This window comes from Pseudomonas macauensis (genome assembly GCF_047902425.1).
Taxonomy (GTDB): domain Bacteria; phylum Pseudomonadota; class Gammaproteobacteria; order Pseudomonadales; family Pseudomonadaceae; genus Pseudomonas.
Map to the genome: position 1 here is coordinate 5,027,501 of NZ_CP138377.1, position 18,362 is coordinate 5,045,862.

17 protein-coding genes and 1 rRNA gene (1 of these 18 cut by a window edge) are annotated in these 18,362 nt (G+C 62.7%); 4 read left to right on the forward strand and 14 right to left on the reverse strand.

All coding sequences use genetic code 11. The annotated features are described in order from the left end of the window. The 7 genes from SD196_RS23075 to SD196_RS23105 form a co-directional block, all read right to left on the reverse strand. Window positions 1-723, reverse strand: a 16S ribosomal RNA gene (locus SD196_RS23075) (it extends 813 nt beyond the left edge of the window). A gap of 545 nt (window positions 724-1,268) precedes the next feature. Then, the gene (gene msrQ / locus SD196_RS23080; protein ID WP_275608673.1) at window positions 1,269-1,877 is read right to left on the reverse strand and encodes a protein-methionine-sulfoxide reductase heme-binding subunit MsrQ; all 609 of its coding nucleotides are present in this window, start codon (window positions 1,875-1,877) and stop codon (window positions 1,269-1,271) included. Then, on the reverse strand, window positions 1,877-2,887 hold the full coding sequence (gene msrP / locus SD196_RS23085) for a protein-methionine-sulfoxide reductase catalytic subunit MsrP (RefSeq protein ID WP_275608674.1): 1,011 nt from the start codon (window positions 2,885-2,887) through the stop codon (window positions 1,877-1,879). Before msrP ends, msrQ begins: the two co-directional genes overlap by 1 nt. A gap of 57 nt (window positions 2,888-2,944) precedes the next feature. Continuing rightward, window positions 2,945-3,769, reverse strand: coding sequence for a CDP-diacylglycerol--serine O-phosphatidyltransferase (gene pssA / locus SD196_RS23090; protein WP_015478888.1), 825 nt, complete (start codon window positions 3,767-3,769; stop codon window positions 2,945-2,947). 149 nt (window positions 3,770-3,918) lie between these two features. After that, the gene (gene ilvC / locus SD196_RS23095) at window positions 3,919-4,935 is read right to left on the reverse strand and encodes a ketol-acid reductoisomerase (RefSeq protein WP_275608675.1); all 1,017 of its coding nucleotides are present in this window, start codon (window positions 4,933-4,935) and stop codon (window positions 3,919-3,921) included. 44 nt (window positions 4,936-4,979) lie between these two features. Next, the gene (gene ilvN / locus SD196_RS23100; protein WP_017516326.1) at window positions 4,980-5,471 is read right to left on the reverse strand and encodes an acetolactate synthase small subunit; all 492 of its coding nucleotides are present in this window, start codon (window positions 5,469-5,471) and stop codon (window positions 4,980-4,982) included. Window positions 5,472-5,473: 2 nt separating this feature from the next. Further along, complete coding sequence (locus tag SD196_RS23105) at window positions 5,474-7,204, reverse strand: acetolactate synthase 3 large subunit (protein ID WP_275608676.1); 1,731 nt, start codon at window positions 7,202-7,204, stop codon at window positions 5,474-5,476. Window positions 7,205-7,607: 403 nt separating this feature from the next. Between SD196_RS23105 and SD196_RS23110 the strand changes: the two genes are divergently transcribed. Beyond that, on the forward strand, window positions 7,608-8,051 hold the full coding sequence (locus tag SD196_RS23110) for a DUF4124 domain-containing protein (RefSeq protein ID WP_331317377.1): 444 nt from the start codon (window positions 7,608-7,610) through the stop codon (window positions 8,049-8,051). A 16-nt stretch (window positions 8,052-8,067) separates the two neighbouring features. On the opposite strand, the gene SD196_RS23115 is transcribed toward SD196_RS23110, so the two are convergent. The 3 genes from SD196_RS23115 to mrcB are packed head-to-tail and all read right to left on the reverse strand — an operon-like array spanning window position 8,068 to window position 11,580. Beyond that, on the reverse strand, window positions 8,068-8,397 hold the full coding sequence (locus SD196_RS23115) for a YqcC family protein (RefSeq protein WP_343577219.1): 330 nt from the start codon (window positions 8,395-8,397) through the stop codon (window positions 8,068-8,070). Continuing rightward, window positions 8,397-9,239, reverse strand: coding sequence for a tetratricopeptide repeat protein (locus tag SD196_RS23120; RefSeq protein ID WP_331317381.1), 843 nt, complete (start codon window positions 9,237-9,239; stop codon window positions 8,397-8,399). Before SD196_RS23120 ends, SD196_RS23115 begins: the two co-directional genes overlap by 1 nt. 16 nt (window positions 9,240-9,255) lie before the next feature. Beyond that, the gene (gene mrcB / locus SD196_RS23125) at window positions 9,256-11,580 is read right to left on the reverse strand and encodes a penicillin-binding protein 1B (protein WP_275608680.1); all 2,325 of its coding nucleotides are present in this window, start codon (window positions 11,578-11,580) and stop codon (window positions 9,256-9,258) included. Window positions 11,581-11,786: 206 nt separating this feature from the next. Between mrcB and SD196_RS23130 the strand changes: the two genes are divergently transcribed. From SD196_RS23130 to SD196_RS23140, 3 genes are all read left to right on the forward strand, one after another. Beyond that, on the forward strand, window positions 11,787-13,349 hold the full coding sequence (locus SD196_RS23130; protein WP_343577215.1) for an AAA family ATPase: 1,563 nt from the start codon (window positions 11,787-11,789) through the stop codon (window positions 13,347-13,349). A 189-nt stretch (window positions 13,350-13,538) separates the two neighbouring features. Then, window positions 13,539-13,811, forward strand: a complete 273-nt coding sequence (locus SD196_RS23135; RefSeq protein WP_207882802.1) for a TfoX/Sxy family protein — start codon at window positions 13,539-13,541, stop codon at window positions 13,809-13,811. 104 nt (window positions 13,812-13,915) lie between these two features. After that, on the forward strand, window positions 13,916-14,716 hold the full coding sequence (locus tag SD196_RS23140; RefSeq protein ID WP_275608682.1) for a Crp/Fnr family transcriptional regulator: 801 nt from the start codon (window positions 13,916-13,918) through the stop codon (window positions 14,714-14,716). Between the two features lie 525 nt (window positions 14,717-15,241). Here SD196_RS23140 and SD196_RS23145 read toward each other — a convergent pair. From SD196_RS23145 to SD196_RS23160, 4 genes are read right to left on the reverse strand one after another with little or no spacing between them, the layout of a single operon-like run. After that, window positions 15,242-16,129 (reverse strand): ChaN family lipoprotein, encoded by an 888-nt coding sequence (locus SD196_RS23145; protein WP_343577212.1) that lies wholly within the window; start codon window positions 16,127-16,129, stop codon window positions 15,242-15,244. Window positions 16,130-16,140: 11 nt separating this feature from the next. Further along, complete coding sequence (locus SD196_RS23150) at window positions 16,141-16,908, reverse strand: heme ABC transporter ATP-binding protein (protein ID WP_343577210.1); 768 nt, start codon at window positions 16,906-16,908, stop codon at window positions 16,141-16,143. Next, complete coding sequence (locus tag SD196_RS23155) at window positions 16,908-17,891, reverse strand: FecCD family ABC transporter permease (RefSeq protein WP_275612013.1); 984 nt, start codon at window positions 17,889-17,891, stop codon at window positions 16,908-16,910. Before SD196_RS23155 ends, SD196_RS23150 begins: the two co-directional genes overlap by 1 nt. Before the next feature lie 50 nt (window positions 17,892-17,941). Further along, window positions 17,942-18,163, reverse strand: coding sequence for a hypothetical protein (locus tag SD196_RS23160; protein WP_416310719.1), 222 nt, complete (start codon window positions 18,161-18,163; stop codon window positions 17,942-17,944). Window positions 18,164-18,362: the final 199 nt, after the last annotated feature.

Genomic DNA, 18,362 nt, shown 5'->3' on the forward strand with positions numbered 1-18,362 from the left:
TTCGCCACTGGTGTTCCTTCCTATATCTACGCATTTCACCGCTACACAGGAAATTCCACCACCCTCTACCGTACTCTAGTCAGGCAGTTATGGATGCAGTTCCCAGGTTGAGCCCGGGGATTTCACATCCATCTTACCAAACCACCTACGCGCGCTTTACGCCCAGTAATTCCGATTAACGCTTGCACCCTTCGTATTACCGCGGCTGCTGGCACGAAGTTAGCCGGTGCTTATTCTGTTGGTAACGTCAAAACAGCAAGGTATTAACTTACTGCCCTTCCTCCCAACTTAAAGTGCTTTACAATCCGAAGACCTTCTTCACACACGCGGCATGGCTGGATCAGGCTTTCGCCCATTGTCCAATATTCCCCACTGCTGCCTCCCGTAGGAGTCTGGACCGTGTCTCAGTTCCAGTGTGACTGATCATCCTCTCAGACCAGTTACGGATCGTCGCCTTGGTAGGCCTTTACCCCACCAACTAGCTAATCCGACCTAGGCTCATCTGATAGCGCAAGGCCCGAAGGTCCCCTGCTTTCTCCCGTAGGACGTATGCGGTATTAGCGTTCCTTTCGAAACGTTGTCCCCCACTACCAGGCAGATTCCTAGGCATTACTCACCCGTCCGCCGCTGAATCATGGAGCAAGCTCCACTCATCCGCTCGACTTGCATGTGTTAGGCCTGCCGCCAGCGTTCAATCTGAGCCATGATCAAACTCTTCAGTTCAATACTGCTTGGGTTTTGCGAAAACCCTAAACTTGGCTCAGCAATCGCATGCTCAATTTAATGAGCTAAAACTCTCGAATTCACGAGTGTTACTTGCGTTGCTGATAATCAGTCGATCATCAGTCTTACATCACAAGCACCCACACGAATTGCTTGATTCGACTTGTTAAAGAGCAGTTGGTCAAGGCTTTCGTCTCAACCGAGGCGCGCATTCTACAGCAGCGCCTCATCTTGTCAAGCGTTGTTTTCGAAAATTTTCTTTTCTACTCAACCGCTTGCGCTTCGGAGAAGGAAACCTTCTCACCAGCGGGAGGCGCATTCTACAGCGATCAAACTCACTGTCAAGCACCTCGATGATCTTCTTTTCGACTCACTGCCGGAGCAGCGAATGAACAGCGGCAAGTGATTCACCTGCCGGACCACCACCCCCAACTTCAAATCTTTGTAAGTGCTTGATTTTCAAGCTCTTTCAGCGCTTCGTCGCTGGGAGTGGTGCGCATTATAGGGACTTAAAAAGACCCGTCAACACATTTCTGTAAGAATTTTCAGCTGGGCACGAATCGACTGCGTAACAAGGGCAATTGACGCGCCACTGGCGGCAACCGCAAAAGCATCAGGAAACACCCGATAGCCGCATATATGGCCCAGCGCTCCAGATCCGAACGCACGACCCACAGCATATGCAACAACCCCATGGCGAGGATGACATATATCAGGCGATGCAGTTTCTTCCAGCCAGTCCCCAACCTGCGCATGCTGTAACGGTTGGAGGTGATCGCCATGGCCAGCAAGCCCAGGAAGGCGGTGGCGCCGACGAAGATATAAGGACGCTTGCGTAGTTCGACGCCCAACTGCGCCCAGTCCAGCCCGAGGATGAAGACGGCATAGGCACTCAGGTGCAGCACTATATAGGTGAAGCACCACAAGCCCAGTTGCCGGCGCACCTGTATCCAGCCAGTCCAGCGAGTGAGCTTCTGCAGCGGCGTCATCGCCAAGGTGATCAACAGCAGGATCAATCCGCCCTGCCCCAGCCGGTCGACCAGAGCCTTTCCCGGGTCCGGCCCAAGGGCGAAGATCCACGCCTGGTACAGCCAATAGAGCGGCGGCAACAAGGCAGCGATGAACACACCGCCACGCCACAATGGATTGCGCATCAGTATTCCTTCCTCAGGTCCATGCCCGCATAGAGCGAGGCCACCTCATCGGCATAGCCGTTGAACATGAGAGTGGGACGAACATTGGGGCTGAATAGTCCGCTGGGCAGGCGACGCTCATGCGCCTGACTCCAGCGGGGGTGGTCGACAGTCGGATTGACGTTGGCATAGAAGCCATACTCGTCGGGCGCGAGGCTCTGCCAGGTGGTCTTCGGCTGCTCCTCGACGAAGCTGATGCGCACGATGGACTTGGCACCCTTGAAGCCGTATTTCCACGGCACGATCAACCGCAACGGCGCACCGTTCTGGTTAGCCAGCACCCGGCCATACATGCCGACCGCGAGAATGGCCAGGGGATGCATGGCCTCGTCCATGCGCAGCCCCTCGACGTAGGGCCAATCGATCAGAGCAAAGTTGGACTGCACACCGGGCATGTCCTGGCGGTCCACCAGCGTCTCGAAGCGCACGAACTTGGCTTTGCCGGTCGGCTCAACCCGCTTGATCAACTCGGAGATCGGGAAGCCGATCCAGGGAATGACCATCGACCAGGCTTCGACGCAGCGCAATCTATAGATGCGCTCTTCCAGCTGATACGGCTTGATGAAGTCTTCCAGGGCGTATTTGCCGGGCTTGTTCACCTCGCCGTCGATCACCACCGACCAGGGTTCGGTTTTCAGCGCTCCGGCATTGGCAGCAGGATCGCCTTTATCCGGGCCGAACTCATAGAAGTTGTTGTAGTTCGTCGCGTCCTTGAAAGGCGTGATCGCCTCATTCTTCACCGTGACGGCATCCCAGTGCGTGGCGGCGAACTTCTCGCTCAGCCAGGCGGGAGACTGCACTGCTTCGACATCGGCGTAACGCCCTCCCTCGGCAAAGCTCAAACGAGGCAATCCGGACAGCGCGGCAGCCGCTATCGCACCAGACATGAACTGGCGACGGGAGAAGTAGAGGGATTCAGGTGTGACTTCCGATTCGTGGCAATCGGAACGGCGGGAAGACTTGATCAGCATGGCGGGCTCCGCAACGACTGGCTGTATGCGCCAGTAGACTGCGGAGCCCGCTGGAAATTACACGGCAGGCGGCTGCTTGCGACGGCGCAACTGAAGCAAGTATTGCACCGGGCCGGAGGCGGCGTATGCAAGGAACAGCAGCAACAGGATGCGCGGCGGGTCGGTGAAGACCACGGCGAACGCCAGCACCACGACCAGGATCGCCACGAACGGCACGCGGCCGCGCAGGTCGAGGTCCTTGAAGCTGTAGTACTTGATGTTGCTGACCATCAGCATACCGGCCGCGGCGACCATCAGCGCAACCAGCAGGGACACCTTGGCGCCCTGAACGTCGAAGTCGGCGAAGGCCCATACGGTACCAGCGACCAGAGCCGCGGCAGCCGGGCTGGCCAGACCGATGAAGTAGCGCTTGTCGGCCTTGCCCACCTGGGTATTGAAGCGCGCCAGACGCAGCGCGGCGCCAGCCACATAGATGAAGGCGACCATCCAGCCAACCTTGCCCAGGCTGCTCAGCGCCCATTCGAACGCCACCAGTGCCGGCGCTACGCCGAAGGCGACCATGTCGGACAGCGAGTCGTACTCGGCGCCGAAGGCGCTTTGGGTGTTGGTCAGGCGCGCAACACGACCGTCGAGACCGTCGAGCACCATGGCGACGAAGATGGCAATGGCGGCATTTGAGAAATCGCCGCTCATGGCGTTGATGATGGCGTACAGGCCGGTGAACAGCGCCGCGGTGGTGAACAAGTTCGGCAGCAGGTAAATGCCGCGATGGCGGACCTTGCGGCCTTCGGCGTCGTGACCCTCTTCGATGTGCTCATCGATGGGCAACAGACTTTCTTCGGTGTCGGAAGCCTTGTTCGGCTCCTCGTGACCTTCACTCATGGACGATTCCTTGAGAACTCGTTGAGGCTGAGATTCGCCGGGGCACGCTACTGCGCTGACTTGCCCGGCGCCCCCGCTTTATACCAGAACACCGCCCCAGAACGAAAAAACGCGGCAAGCGCCGCGTTTCTTCGTTTGTCGAAAAGACCTTAGTTCTTGGTCTTGTCGACGATCTTGTTGGCAGCGATCCACGGCATCATGGCGCGCAGCTTCTCGCCAACAACTTCGATGCCGTGGGCAGCGTTGTTGCGACGGTAGGCGGTCATCGACGGGTAGTTGGTGGCGCCTTCGGAGATGAACATCTTGGCGTATTCGCCGTTCTGGATGCGCTTCAGGGCATTGCGCATGGCAGCACGGGATTCGGCGTTGATCACTTCCGGACCCGTCACGTACTCGCCGTATTCGGCGTTGTTGGAGATCGAGTAGTTCATGTTGGCGATGCCGCCTTCGAACATGAGGTCAACGATCAGCTTCAGTTCGTGCAGGCACTCGAAGTAGGCCATTTCCGGAGCGTAACCGGCTTCGACCAGGGTTTCGAAACCAGCTTTGACCAGCTCGACGCAACCGCCGCACAGAACGGCCTGCTCGCCGAACAGGTCGGTTTCGGTCTCGTCCTTGAAGGTGGTTTCGATGATGCCGGTACGGCCGCCGCCAACGCCGCAGGCGTAGGACAGGGCGACGTTCTTGGCATTGCCCGAAGCGTCCTGGTAGATGGCGATCAGGTCAGGGATGCCGCCGCCCTTGACGAACTCGGAGCGAACGGTGTGGCCCGGGGCCTTCGGCGCGATCATGATCACGTCGAGGTCAGCGCGCGGAACGACCTGGTTGTAGTGAATGGAGAAGCCGTGAGCGAAGGCCAGGGTAGCGCCCTTCTTCAGGTTCGGCTCGATCTCGTCCTTGTACAGGCGGCCCTGGAACTCGTCCGGGGTCAGGATCATGACCAGGTCAGCAGCGGCAACGGCTTCGGCCACTTCAGCGACTTTCAGGCCGTGGTTCTGAGCCTTGGCAACGGAGGAAGAACCCGCACGCAGGCCGACGGTAACGTCGACGCCGGAATCTTTCAGGTTGCAGGCATGGGCGTGGCCCTGGGAACCGTAACCGATGATGGCAACTTTCTTGCCCTGGATGATGGAGAGGTCACAGTCTTTATCGTAGAAAACGCGCATTTGGGAATTCCCCTGTCAGTTGGCCTCGTGGGCCGTATTTCAAATCAGATGCTGAGAGTCTTGTCGCCACGGGCAATGCCGGTGACGCCACTGCGGACGACTTCGAGGATCGACGCGGTGCCGATGGCCTGGATGAAGCTGTCCAGCTTGTCGCTGGTGCCGGCCAGCTGCACGGTGTACACGCTGCTGGTGACGTCGACGATCTGCCCGCGGAAGATGTCGGTGGTGCGCTTGACCTCGGCGCGCTGGGCGCCGGTAGCCTTCACTTTCACCAGCATCAGTTCGCGCTCGATGTGTGCGCTCTCCGAGAGATTCACCAGTTTTACCACCTCGATGAGCTTGTTGAGGTTCTTGGTGATCTGCTCGATGACCTCATCCTGACCAGCGGTGGTCAGGGTCAGGCGCGACAGCGTCGGGTCCTCGGTGGGGGCGACCGTCAGGCTTTCGATGTTGTAGTTGCGCTGGGAGAACAGGCCGACGACGCGGGAGAGCGCGCCGGGTTCGTTTTCCAGCAGCAGGGAAATGATGTGTCGCATGATCAGGTACGCTCCGTCTTGCTCAGCCACATGTCGCGCATCGCACCGCCGCGGATCTGCATCGGGTAGACGTGCTCGCTGGTATCAACCTGGATGTCGAGGAAGACCAGGCGATTCTTCATCGCGAAGGCTTCTTCCATCTTCGGCTTCAGGTCCTTCAGGTCGGTGATGCGCATGCCAACGTGGCCATACGCCTCAGCCAGCTTGACGAAGTCCGGCAGCGATTCCATGTAGGAGTGCGAGTAACGGCTGTTGTACTGCATGTCCTGCCATTGGCGGACCATGCCCAGCGCACCGTTGTTCAGGTTGATAATCTTCACCGGCAGGTCGTACTGCAGGCAGGTGGACAGCTCCTGGATGTTCATCTGGATGCTGCCTTCACCGGTCACGCAGGCGACGTCGGCGTCAGGGAAGTTCAGCTTCACGCCCATGGCGGCCGGGAAGCCGAAGCCCATGGTGCCCAGGCCGCCGGAGTTGATCCAGCGATTAGGCTTGTTGAAGCGGTAGTACTGGGCCGCGAACATCTGGTGCTGGCCCACGTCGGACGCCACGTAGGCATCGCCATGGGTGACTTCGCAGAGGGTCTCGATCACGGTCTGCGGCTTGATGATGCTGCCGTCGCCCATGTTGTACGGGAACAGGCCGCGGGTACCGCGCCACTCTTCGATCTGCTTCCACCAGGCAGCCTGGGCTTCCTTGTTCGGGGTCTCGCCGATTTCCTTGAGGATCGCGACCATTTCGGTCAGGACGCTGTCCACCGGGCCGACAATCGGGATGTCGGCCTTGACGGTCTTGGAGATCGAAGCCGGGTCGATGTCGACGTGGATGATCTTGGCGTTCGGGCAGAACTTGGCAGCGGTCTCGCCATTGATCACGCGGTCGTCGAAGCGCGCGCCGACGGCGAAGATCACGTCAGCGTGGTGCATCGCGAGGTTCGCAGTGTAGCTGCCGTGCATGCCGAGCATGCCGACGAACTGGCGATCGGTACCCGGATAGCCGCCCAGGCCCATCAGGGTGTTGGTCACCGGCACATTGAGCATGCGCGCCACTTCGGTCAGCGGCTCGGCGGCATTACCCATGATCACGCCACCACCGGAATAGATGATCGGGCGCTTGGCGGCCAGCAGCATCTCGGCAGCCTTGCGGATCTGGCCGGAGTGACCACGGACCGCAGGGCTGTAGGAGCGCAGCTTGACCTTCTTCGGGTAGTTGTATTCGAACTTCTGGGTCGGATCGCCCATGTCCTTCGGAATATCGATCACCACCGGGCCGGGACGACCGGACTGGGCGATGTAGAAGGCCTTCTTGATGACCTCCGGAATTTCCGACGGGTGCTTGATGATGAAGCTGTGCTTCACGATCGGACGGGAAATACCGACCATGTCGGTTTCCTGGAACGCGTCGGTACCGACCATGTTGCTCGACACCTGGCCGGAGATCACCACCATCGGGATGGAGTCCATGTAGGCGGTGGCGATGCCGGTGACGGCGTTGGTCGCGCCGGGACCGGAGGTCACCAGCACCACGCCGGGCTTGCCGGTGGCACGCGCATAGCCGTCGGCCATGTGAGTGGCGGCCTGCTCGTGGCGAACCAGGATGTGGGTTACTTCGTTCTCTTTGAAGAGAGCGTCGTAGATATGCAGGAGGGCACCGCCCGGGTACCCGTAGATGTACTTAACGCCTTCGTCACGCAGCGAGCGGACGACCATTTCAGCGCCGGATAAAAGTTCCACGTTGTCACCTCTAGAACGCTATATACGGAAACCCCCAACGTGGGGGACCGACTTGGATGGCTGCCCGGCAGACATGGGCGAATGTAATCGCCGGCTACGTCGACTGCCGATTGAGCAGAACCTGGAGACACTCCTGTTTGTGTTACGGAGAGCCTCCACCCAGCGCGAGGTAACGCGAAACAGGGTGAAACTTTGCGGCGCGGGTAGCACCTCTTGTCTGCCGAGTAAAACCAGCTTGCGGCCGGCCCACTGCAGCGAACCTTGGATTCTTCTGAAACGAAGCGGGCAAGTCAAGCCATATATAGTTTTTGGATGAAGCCGGGATGTGAACTTCTCCGGATGAATAAGCTGGCGTTTTGGTTATAGTTATCGACAGACTCCGCACCCCAAGGATCGACAACTCATGCGACGGACGATTTTCATGGGCAGCCTGCTGCTCGCTCTGGCCCCGACCGTGATGGCCGCGCAGGTCTATAAATGGGTTGACGCCCAGGGTGTCACGCACTTCGGTGCGCAGCCGCCGGAAGGCACCAATGCCTCGGCCGTCAACACCAACACTGCCCCGCCCAAGTCGAACTTCCCGCTGCCCCCACCCAAGCCGGTGGCAACTCCCCCCGTGGATGAAAAGCAGAAAGCCGTGGATGACAAGGTGAAGCAGGACGTCGCCCAGCAGGAAGCCGCGCGCGCGCAGAATTGCAGCCAGGCGCGGGAGAATGTGGCTCAGCTGAAGAACAATCCACGCGTCCGCGTGAAGGAAGAGAACGGCGAGTACCGCCGCATCACCGAAGAAGAACGGCAGGCGCGCATCGTCGAGAACGAAAAGGCCGTCCAGGAAAACTGCAATTGAGGCAGTGCGGGAGCGCTCAGCGCCCCGCAGTGATCAGCCGGTCGAACTCGCCGAGCGCTTCCAGTAGCCGCAGCACGCGAGCCCCCTCAGTGGCGTAGGCCTCCTCGGCAATCTCGCGGATGCCGGAGGCGGCAGGCAGATCAGCCCCGCTCTCGACGATCTGCTTCATCCGCGGCAGGAAGATCCACTGCAGCCACTCCTCCAGCGCCAGCGTATCCACGCAGAACGGCTCGTGACTGGAGAGCCGCTCGGGCGACGGAGTCTCACTTCCCCACAGGCCGATGCCACGCATCTCCTGCTCGATCAGCAGTAGCTGATCCGCTATGGCTGGCAGTCGATCATCCATCACAGGGTTACCTTGGCTTTCTGCCGGGCTTCGGCGGCGCCGGCGGCGTCACCCTGCCGCTCACGACACTTGGCGATCAGATCCCACAGGCTGGCTTGCAGGGTCGGGCGACCTCCGGCCAGCGTCAGGCCGCGGCGCGCGACCTGCTCGGCCTGCGCGGCATCGCCCTGGGCCAGGCGAACCTGGGCCAGCTTGTAGAGCACCTGCGGCTCGCGCGGAGCGATGCGCTGGGCGCGCTCCAGGCTGGCGGCGGCGCCATTGAGATCACCACCGCCCTGCTGTTGCGAGGCGGTAGTCAGCAGCGCCAGTACCGGGCCATCGAGCTGCTCGTCAGCAGCCAGGCCCGTGTTGCTCGACGGAATGCCCGACGGCGCCTTGTAGGCACCGCCCTGGTTGTAGGTGCTGCCCTGGCTGGACGGTGCCGCGGGCGGGGTCTGGTACGCCGGCTGCTGGTAGGTCTGCGACTGGAAGCCACCGTTGGAGGTGATGCCACCGCTGGTGGAGATCGGCTGCTGCGAATAGGGTGCGCTGGTATTGCCCGGCGCGGTCGTCATCGGCGAAGTGCTGATCGGCGCCGCGCCAGTCTGTGCCGGGAAGGTCTGGATCGGTGCGGCACCCGCATCCTTCGGGATCATCACGGTAACGCCGGAGTCACCCTGGGGAATGCTCTGGCCGGCGCTGGCGGAAACCGGCGCCTTATAGTTGCCACCGCTGCGTCCCACGCGCTCCGAGTTGGAAACGGAGGTACCGGAGTCCTGCACCGGGATCGCCCCGTGCTGCGGGGTCGCACAACCGGACAGAAGCGCCAGTGTCGCCGACGCCGCAAACCAAGCTTTTCTCACTTCCAAACCTCTCGCATCAATTCAGCCAGCCACGCACCCAGTCCATGACTTCGTTGGCCGGCGCCTGGATTCCGCAACCGGCGCCAGCGGCCGGTTCGCTTCCTCGAATATAAGGCATCTGCACCGCGCCGGGGCAGTTGGCATCGGTGCCCTGCCCGGTGTGCGGATCGACCCAGGCCTGCACCACATTATCCGGCATCGGCATGTCCAGCGGCAGCGGATCGGCCTTGCGCATGAAGCTGGTCCAGATCTGCAGTGCACCGGTGGCGCCGGTCAGCGGCGTCTTGCCGTTGTCGTCGCGGCCGATCCAGACCACCGCCAGCAGGTCCTGACCGAAGCCGGAGAACCAGCTGTCGCGGGAATCGTTGGTGGTACCGGTCTTGCCGGCCAGGGTCAGCGAGGACGGCAGCTGGTTGTAGACCGAGCGCGCGGTGCCCTCGCGCATCACGCGCTGCATGGCGTTCTGCACCAGATAGATGGCGCCCGGATCGAAGCGCTGCTGGACCTGGAACGGATAGCGCTTGAGCGGTTGACCATCGGACGCCAGCACACTGCGAATGCTCCGCAGCGGCGTGTTGAAGCCGCCGCTGGCGATGGTCTGGTACATGGTCGCCACCTGCATCGGGCTCAGCGCACCGGCGCCCAGCAACATCGATGGGAAGGCCGGCCAGTCCGTCGTGACGCCCAGACGCTCCAGAGTCTTCAGCACGTTCGGCACGCCCAGGTCCAGGCCGAGCTTGGCCGTGGACAGGTTCAGCGAGTTGGCCAGCCCCTGGTAGAGGAAGATGGTGCCGCGCGCCTGGTGGTCATAGTTCTGCGGCTTCCAGACCTGCCCATCCTTGCCCTTCACCTGGAACGGCTCGTCCTGGATGTAGCTGGTCAGGGTGTACTGGCTCGGCTGCTCCAGCGCGGTCAGGTAGACCGCCGGCTTGACCAGCGAACCGATCGGCCGCTTCGCGTCGATGGCACGGTTGAAGCCGGCGAAGCGCGGATCGCGGCTGCCGATCAGCGCCTGGATCTCACCGGTCTCCGGGTTGGTCACGACCATCGCGGTTTCGGTCTCGGCAACACCCTTGCGCCCGTCGAGGCGCTTGAAGGTCTCGCTGACGGCGGACTCGGCCTTCATCTGCAGGATGGGGTCGAAGCTGGTGAAGATGCGCAGACCTTCTTCGGTCAGGTCTTCATCCCGATAGTCTTCGCGCAGCTGACGCTTCACCAGGTCGAGGAAGGCCGGGTAGGAGCTGTTGGCCATGCTGCCCTGACGGGTCACGCCCAACGGCGCCTGCTTGGCGGTGGCGGCCTCTTCGGGAGTGATGACACCCTGCTCGGCGAGCACGTCGAGCACCACGTTGCGGCGCTCCAGCGCGCGCTCCGGATTGCGGCGCGGGTTGTAATAGGAAGGCCCCTTCACCATGCCGACCAGCAGCGCGACCTGCGGCAGTTTCAACTCCGACAGCGGCTGACTGAAGAAGTACTGGCTGGCGAGACCGAAGCCATTCACCGAGCGCTGGCCGTCCTGGCCGAGGAACACCTCGTTCAGGTAGCTCTCGAGGATTTCGCGCTTGTCGTAATGCAGCTCCAGCAGCACCGCCATCATGGCTTCGGTGAGCTTGCGCGACAGGCTGCGTTCGTTGGTCAGGAAGAAGTTCTTCACCAACTGCTGGGTCAGGGTACTGCCGCCCTGGCGCAACTGGCCGGCGCTGGCGTTGACCCAGACGGCACGGGCGATCGACTTGATCGAAACCCCGTGATGAGTCCAGAAGTCGCGGTCTTCCACCGCCACCAGCGTGTCGATCAGGTACGGCGGCACCTGATCGAGCTTGATCAGGATGCGGTCTTCGTTGTGTGCCGGGTAGAGGCCACCGATCAACAGCGGCTCCATGCGCGCCACCGCGAGGTCGGCGCCATTGGCGGCGCTCAACCCGGTGATGGAGTTGCCGGAGAAGCGCACGCGAATCCGCTGGGCGGGCTCGGCGCCTTCATAGAACTGGAAGCCGCGGGTGTTGAGCTCGACCGAATTGCCGGAGACCGAGGCGGCACCCGGACCGTTCACCGCGTTTTCGCGGCGATAGCCCAGCGCATCCAGCTCGCGCAGGAAGTCGTCCTTGCCAAGTTTCAGGCCGACGAACAGCTCCAGCGGACGGGCATACACCTTGGCGGGAATGGTCCAGCGCTTGCCGGAGAACTTCTCCTGGACAACCGCATCGAGATACACGGCAAAACCGGCGAGCAGCACAATGCCGACCAGGCCGAGCTTGAGAGCCCAGCCCAGCCACTTGCGCATGGCAGGCGACGATTTGCCGCTTTTTTTACGGGATTTGGAAGATCGGGGACGCGTCATGGCGGCGCATTATACGTACTTTATCCACAGGGGACAGACACCGTTCCAGACGGTATCCGGGTTCTTGCGAGGCACTGGTGCACGGTGGCGCCGGGACTGCCGTGCTTCGACATCGGCGCGACGGAATGGTTGCCTCGCGGGTTTGCACCACCAGACCCAGCGGCCATAATGCCTGCCTCTCGAAAATAGACAGACAAGGACATAACGTGAGCCAGACTCTGATCGCTGCGCTGCAGAACCCGGCGCTCTACCCTCATCCGGTCGAAAGCTTCCGGGTCATCGAAACCCACATTTCCTGGGTCCTGCTCACCGGCTCCTACGTCTACAAGATCAAGAAGCCCGTCAACTTCGGCTTCCTCGACTTCACCGACCTGGCCGCGCGCAAGCACTTCTGCGAGGAAGAGCTGCGCCTCAACCAGCGCCTCACCGAAGGCCTGTACCTCGACGTGCTGCCGATCACCGGCAGCGAGAGTGCTCCGCGCCTGGGCGGCGAGGGTCCGGCCATCGAGTACATGATCCAGTGCCGTGAATTCCCGCAATCCCAGCTGCTCAGCGAAGTGCAGGCCCGCGGCGAACTCGGCGCCCCGCATATCGACGGACTGGCCCTGCAGATCGCCGAGTTCCACCTGCGCACCCCGCAGGTTCCAGCCGAACACCCGCTGGGCACCCCGGACGCCTGCATGGCTCCCGTGCGCCAGAACTTCGAGCAGATCCGCCCGCTGCTCTCGGACAAGGCCGACCTGCTGCAGCTCGATGCCCTGGAAGCCTGGGCCGAGTCCAGCTTCGAGCGCCTGCACGGCGTGTTCGAGTCGCGCAAGGCCAACGGCTTCATCCGGGAGTGCCACGGCGATATCCACCTGGGCAACGCCGCCATCATCGACGACAAGGTGGTGCTGTTCGACTGCATCGAGTTCAACGAACCCTTCCGCTTCACCGACGTCACCGCCGACTACGCCTTCCTCGCCATGGACCTTGAAGACCGCGGCCTGAAGTGCCTGTCGCGGCGCTTCGTCAGCCAGTACCTGGAGTTCACCGGCGACTACCAGTCGCTGGAGCTGCTGAACTTCTACAAGGCCTATCGCGCCCTGGTGCGCGCCAAGATCGCTCTGTTCAGCCTGGCGCACCAGACCGACGCCGTGCAGAAGGCCGCGACCCTGCGCCAGTACCGCAACTACGCCAACCTGGCGGAAAGCTACAGTGCCATCCCGTCGCGCTTCCTGGCCGTGACCGTCGGCGTATCCGCCGTTGGCAAGAGCCAGGTGGCCTTGCGCTTGGTGGAAGCCCTGGGCGCCATCCGCTTGCGTTCCGACGTCGAGCGCAAGCGCCTGTTCGGCGAACAAAGCGCCGAGCAACGCGGCCAGCACCAGAGCGGCATCTACTCCGCCGACGCCACACTGGCGACCTACCAGCGCCTGAACGCCCTGGCCGCGGACATCCTGCGCGCCGGCTACCCGGTGGTGCTGGACGCCACCTTCCTCAAGCGCGACCAGCGTGCGGCCGCCTGGAAGATGGCCGAGGAAACCGGCGTGCCCTTCCTCATCCTCGACTGCCATGCGCCGGAAAGCGTCATCGCCGGCTGGCTCGCCCAACGCCAGAGCGAAGGCAACGACCCGTCGGACGCCACCCTGGCGACCGTCCAGGCCCAGCAGGCCGCCCGCGAGCCGCTCAGCGACGAAGAGCAGCAGCACAGCAAGCGCGTCGACACCCCGGATGCCGCCAGCCTGGACGCCCTGGTCGCCAGCATCCGCCAGCGCCTCCCGGGGCTCTGACTCCTGCACCGGCCGGAATCGCCAGGAAGGCAGCTCCGGCCCGCGTATCCCCGCCCTTTCCCGCCCTGCCGCTCGCGCAGGGCGATATCACAAAGCCACGCTACACTTGCCTTGTGTATACCCGGCCGCTATGAGCAGTTCACGGCCCTGAACCCCATGCCTGATCGTGCCGCATCGCAAGGACCGACGATGAACGACGAACTGCTGCACCTGAAGAATCTTGGCAAGACCTCCGCCCAGTGGCTGCATGCCGTAGGCATCCACAGTGCCTCCGACCTCCGCCGGCTGGGCGCCGTTGGCGCTTACCGGGCGGTCAGGGCCCGTGGTTTCCGTGCTTCGAAGGTGCTGCTGTATGCCATCGAAGGGGCCCTGCTCGACGTGCACTGGAATGACCTTCCACCGGCCCACAAGGCCGCGCTCCTGGGCGAGCTTGAGACTTTCCCCATGAGGAACAAGAGCTAGCTCACAAGCTCCGTGGGAAAATCTTTACGCAAAAGTACCTGTCCGCTTATGGTCTCAGGGCCCTTCGTGCGCCCTCGACTGCCGCCATTCAAGGAATTACGGCCATGTACCTACTCGGTGAACAACCTGCCTATGCCGATGAGCTGATCAACCGCCTGCAGGGAATTCCGGTGCAACTGCTTGCTGGCCTGGCCTCCAGCGGCGATCCGATTCGCCTCGAACGTTCCGACGATCTCGAGGCCGAGCTGCCCGACAAGCATCTGTTTCTCATCGAGAATGGCCTGGTCCATGCCCTGGTGGACGAACGCCCGCTGTTCTATCTGCAGGAGGGCGACCTGGTCGGCCTGCGCCAGGGCATCGATCTGCCGCCCTGCCGATACGTCACCGAAGAGCCGCTGTGCCTGATCCCGTATTTGCGCAGCGACGTGCTCCGCCATATCCATGCCGACGAGCACCGCCAGGAGCTGTTCCTGCACTACCTGATCGGCCATACCGCCCTGCTCTCCGACGCCCTGGCGCACCTGAAGCAGCCAGAGATCCGCCCGGCCACCGGCTTCCAGCATTTCGCCGCCGGCGCTCAGTTGATCGAGCAGGGCGACGACGCCGAGCACGTGTTCATCATCATCGAAGGCCACGCGGAAGCCTTCGTCGACGGGCAGAAGGTCGGTGACGTGCAGAAGGACGAGATCTTCGGCGCCATGGCGGTGTTCACCCGCGAGAAACGCAGCGCCTCGGTCATCGCCAGCGAGCCCTGCACGGTGATGGTCATCCCCAAGGACCAGTTCCTCGGCCTGATGCAGAGCAACCCGCGCATCGCCCACAGCCTGATCGAAGGCATGGCCCGGCGCATCGACCTGCTGAACAAGGAAGTCACCCAGTTGCGCGTGCAACGACAGGCCAGCTGAGGCGCATCCCCAGCGGAAGCCCGGCCCAGTGCCGGGCTTTTCGTTTTTCGGCGGAACGTTTTCGCGGGCGCGAAAAACTTTGCGAAAGGAGGTTGACTCTTAAATGATAATGATTATTATTGACTCATCTGGTCGCGAGGCCAGACGGTAAGCTCAAGAGACCACGCAGTCGGACTCTTCAGATTATCTCCTCATCAGGCTAATCACGGTTTCGACCCGGCACTTTGCCGGGTCTTTTTTTGCCTGCGTTTTTTCATCGAGGGCGGCGATCCCCCCAATCCCGCCATCGATCACGGGCAGAAAAAAGCATTGACTCTCAATTGATAATGGTTATTATTAACCAACTGGTTGCGAAGCCAGTTGGATAAGCTCGAGAGACCACGTAGTCGGACTCTTCAGATTATCTCCTCATCAGGCTAATCACGGTTTCGACCCGGCACCTTGCCGGGTCTTTTTTTGCCCGCGCCAAATACAACGCCAACGAAAACGGGGCCTTCAGGCCCCGTCCATGATTGGCTGCCTGAGCTACTGGCGCAGCGCCGCGCAATAGTCCGTCGGTGGCAGCGCCGGCGTGTACCAGACGTAATCCGCCTGCGCCGGCGCAACCGTCTTGCCCACCTCGGCCAGCATCAGCACCTGCATGCCCTGCGTCGCCCCCAGGTCTTCCAGGTGCAGCGGCACGCCCAGATCGCGCCGCGCGTGGAAGCCACCAGCGATCATGAGCGCAGGCTCCGGCGCCGCCTTCAGGCGCTCCGCCATGCGCCGGTCGCGCTGTTGCTGCACCGCCAGCATTGCTGGCAACTGGTTTTCCGGCAGCAGGCCGCAGTGGGATTCGCGAATGTCCTCCAACAGGCTGTTGCGCACGGCATCCGTCGTGGAACGCACGCCCTTCAACTGTGGCTGCTCGGCATAGATGCGCATGATCTCGCCGCGATCCAGGTTGGCCGAGAGCAGCGCCGCCGGCTGCTTCACCAACCAGGTCACCAATGGGCCGTAGAGCGACCAGTCCCACCCCGGTTGCCACGCCAATGCGCCGAGCAGATCCGTCGGCATCTCGTCCCTGGCCGCTGCCACCTGGGCGGCGGCAACACGTGACTGCTGGTTCGGATTGATCATCTCCATCAACACGCTGCCGCTCGGGCGGCGCGCAGCCAAGGCGCGCGCCAGCCAGAGTTCCAGGGCGTGATGGTCCGGATTGTCGTGCTGCTCGCCCACGAGCACGCGCGGCGCCGAGGCCAGCCGGTCGAGCAACTGTTGCGGCGTGAGTTGCTCGCCGCTGTGCAGGTCGCGAATGACGCCCAGCTCGACATTGTCACGCCCCTCCGGACTCTGCCAGGTCGGCAGCGGCGGCGCGGAAATGTGGCTCTGGCAAGCGGCCAACAGCGCCAGCACAGGAATCAGCAGGTACTTCACGTGAACTCCATTCAGCGCGCGATGATCAGTGGATGATCGCGCTCGGGATGCCGCTGGACCAGCACGTCCAGCCCGAACACGGTGCGCAGCGGCTCGGCGCGCAGCACCTCCTCCGGTGTGCCTTGCAGATGCGACCGCCCCTGGTGCAGTAACAGCAGGCGATCACAGTAACGTGCCGCCAGATTCAGGTCATGCAGGATCACCAGCACCGCCGCGCCGCGCTTGGCGAACTCGCTCACCGCCTGCAGCGTGGTGTGCTGGTGCAGCGGATCGAGCGCCGAAGTCGGCTCATCCAGCAGCAACACCTGCTCCGCACCGCCCGGCCACAGCTGTGCCAGTACACGCGCCAGATGCACACGCTGACGCTCCCCTCCGGAAAGCGCCAGGTAGCTGCGTCCGGTCAGATGGGCGGCATCCGCGGCCTCCAGCGCCGCCGCGACGATATCGCGGTCATGCTGGCGGCCGCTGTCGTGGGGCAGGCGACCGAAGCCAACCACCGCTTCGACCGTGAACGCGAAATTCAGCGTCGACGACTGCGGCAGCACCGCCAGGCGGCGCGCCCGGTCGGTGCCCTGCCAATCCGCCAGCGGACGATCATCAAGGCGCACGGCACCGCCGGACAGCGGCAGCTCGCCATTGAGAGCGCCCAGCAAGGTACTTTTGCCAGCACCGTTCGGCCCCAGAACGCCAAGCACTTCGCCCGGCTGCAAGGCCAGGCTCACGTCCTGCAGGACTGTCTGCGTGCCGCGCTTCACCAGCAGGTTCTCCGCCGTCAGCATCAGGAGCGCCCCCGTATCAGCAGGTAAAGGAAGAACGGCGCGCCGATCAGCGCGGTGACGATGCCGATCGGCAGTTCCGCCGGCGCCAGCGCCAGCCGTGCCACCAGGTCGGCGAGCAGCAGCAGGATGGCGCCGCCGAACATGGACGCCGGTAGCAGTATCCGGTGATCGGGGCCGACGATCAGGCGCAGCAGATGCGGCACCACCAGGCCGATGAAGCCGATCATGCCGGCCGCCGCCACCGCCGCACCGACGCCCAGCGCGGTGCACAGGATCAGCTCGACCTTCAGGCGTTCGACGTCGAAGCCCAGATGACGCGCTTCGGACTCGCCCAGCAGCAGCGCATTCAGCGCATCCACCCGACGCGGCAACCAGCAGGCCACCAGCAGAGTGATCAGCAGCAACGGCCATAACCGGTGATAGCTGGCGCCGTTCAGGCTGCCCAGGTTCCAGAAGGTCAGCGTACGCAGCGTGGCGTCGTCAGCCAGGTAGGTGAACAGCCCGATCAGCGCCCCGGCCAGCGCCGTGAGCGCAATGCCCGCCAGCAACATGGTGGCCACGCTGGTCTGCCCGTTGTGCCGGCCCAGGCGATAGACCAGCGCCGTCACCAGCAGGCCACCGGCGAAAGCGCAGGCGGACAGCAGATAAGGTGCGAGTGCTTCCGGCAGCCCGCCGATGGAGGCACCGAAGACGATGGCGATCGCCGCCCCCAGGGCCGCGCCGCTGGAAACACCGATCAGGCCGGGGTCGGCCAGCGGATTGCGGAACAACCCCTGCATGGCCACGCCAGCCAGCGCCAGCACGCCGCCGGTGGCGACACCCAGCAGGGTACGCGGCAGGCGGATCTGGCCGACGATCAGTTCAGCCTGCCCCAGGGCGTCGGCGGACACCGGCAAGCCGATCAGGCGCGCCAGTGCCCGCAAGGTGTCGCCCAACGGCAGGCTCACCGGGCCAAGGGCCAGCGACAGCCAGACAACCAGCAGCAGAAGAAAACCGAGTAGCAGGAGCAGCGGTCGAGCAACAACGATCCGAGTCAAGGACGACCTTCCGAGTTCAGGGCCTGCGCGGAAGGATAAAAGGCTCGGGAGAGACTGGCCAATCCATCCGGAATGCTCGGCCCCAGACCGCCCTCCAGGAACGTCGGATGGAGTATCACCACTTGCGGGTCGGGCGCGACCAGCGCCTCGATGGACAGTGCCTTGTAGCCCGCGAGCGTGGCCAGGTTGTGGCCGCCGGCATGCCCGAGCAGCAGCACGGTGCTTGGGCATCGCAGAAATCCTCGTTCATGGGAAACCCGTCGCGCCGTGCAACAGAGAAGCCGTGCCACAGCAAATCATCCACTGATAACAATTTGCATTTAGATTTGTCTGCCGCTATGGTCTGTGCCGAGTTTTCACCCACCCATCTTCGATCCGCCGCTACACAGCGCCCCCAATCCATGGAGCCCCCTGCCT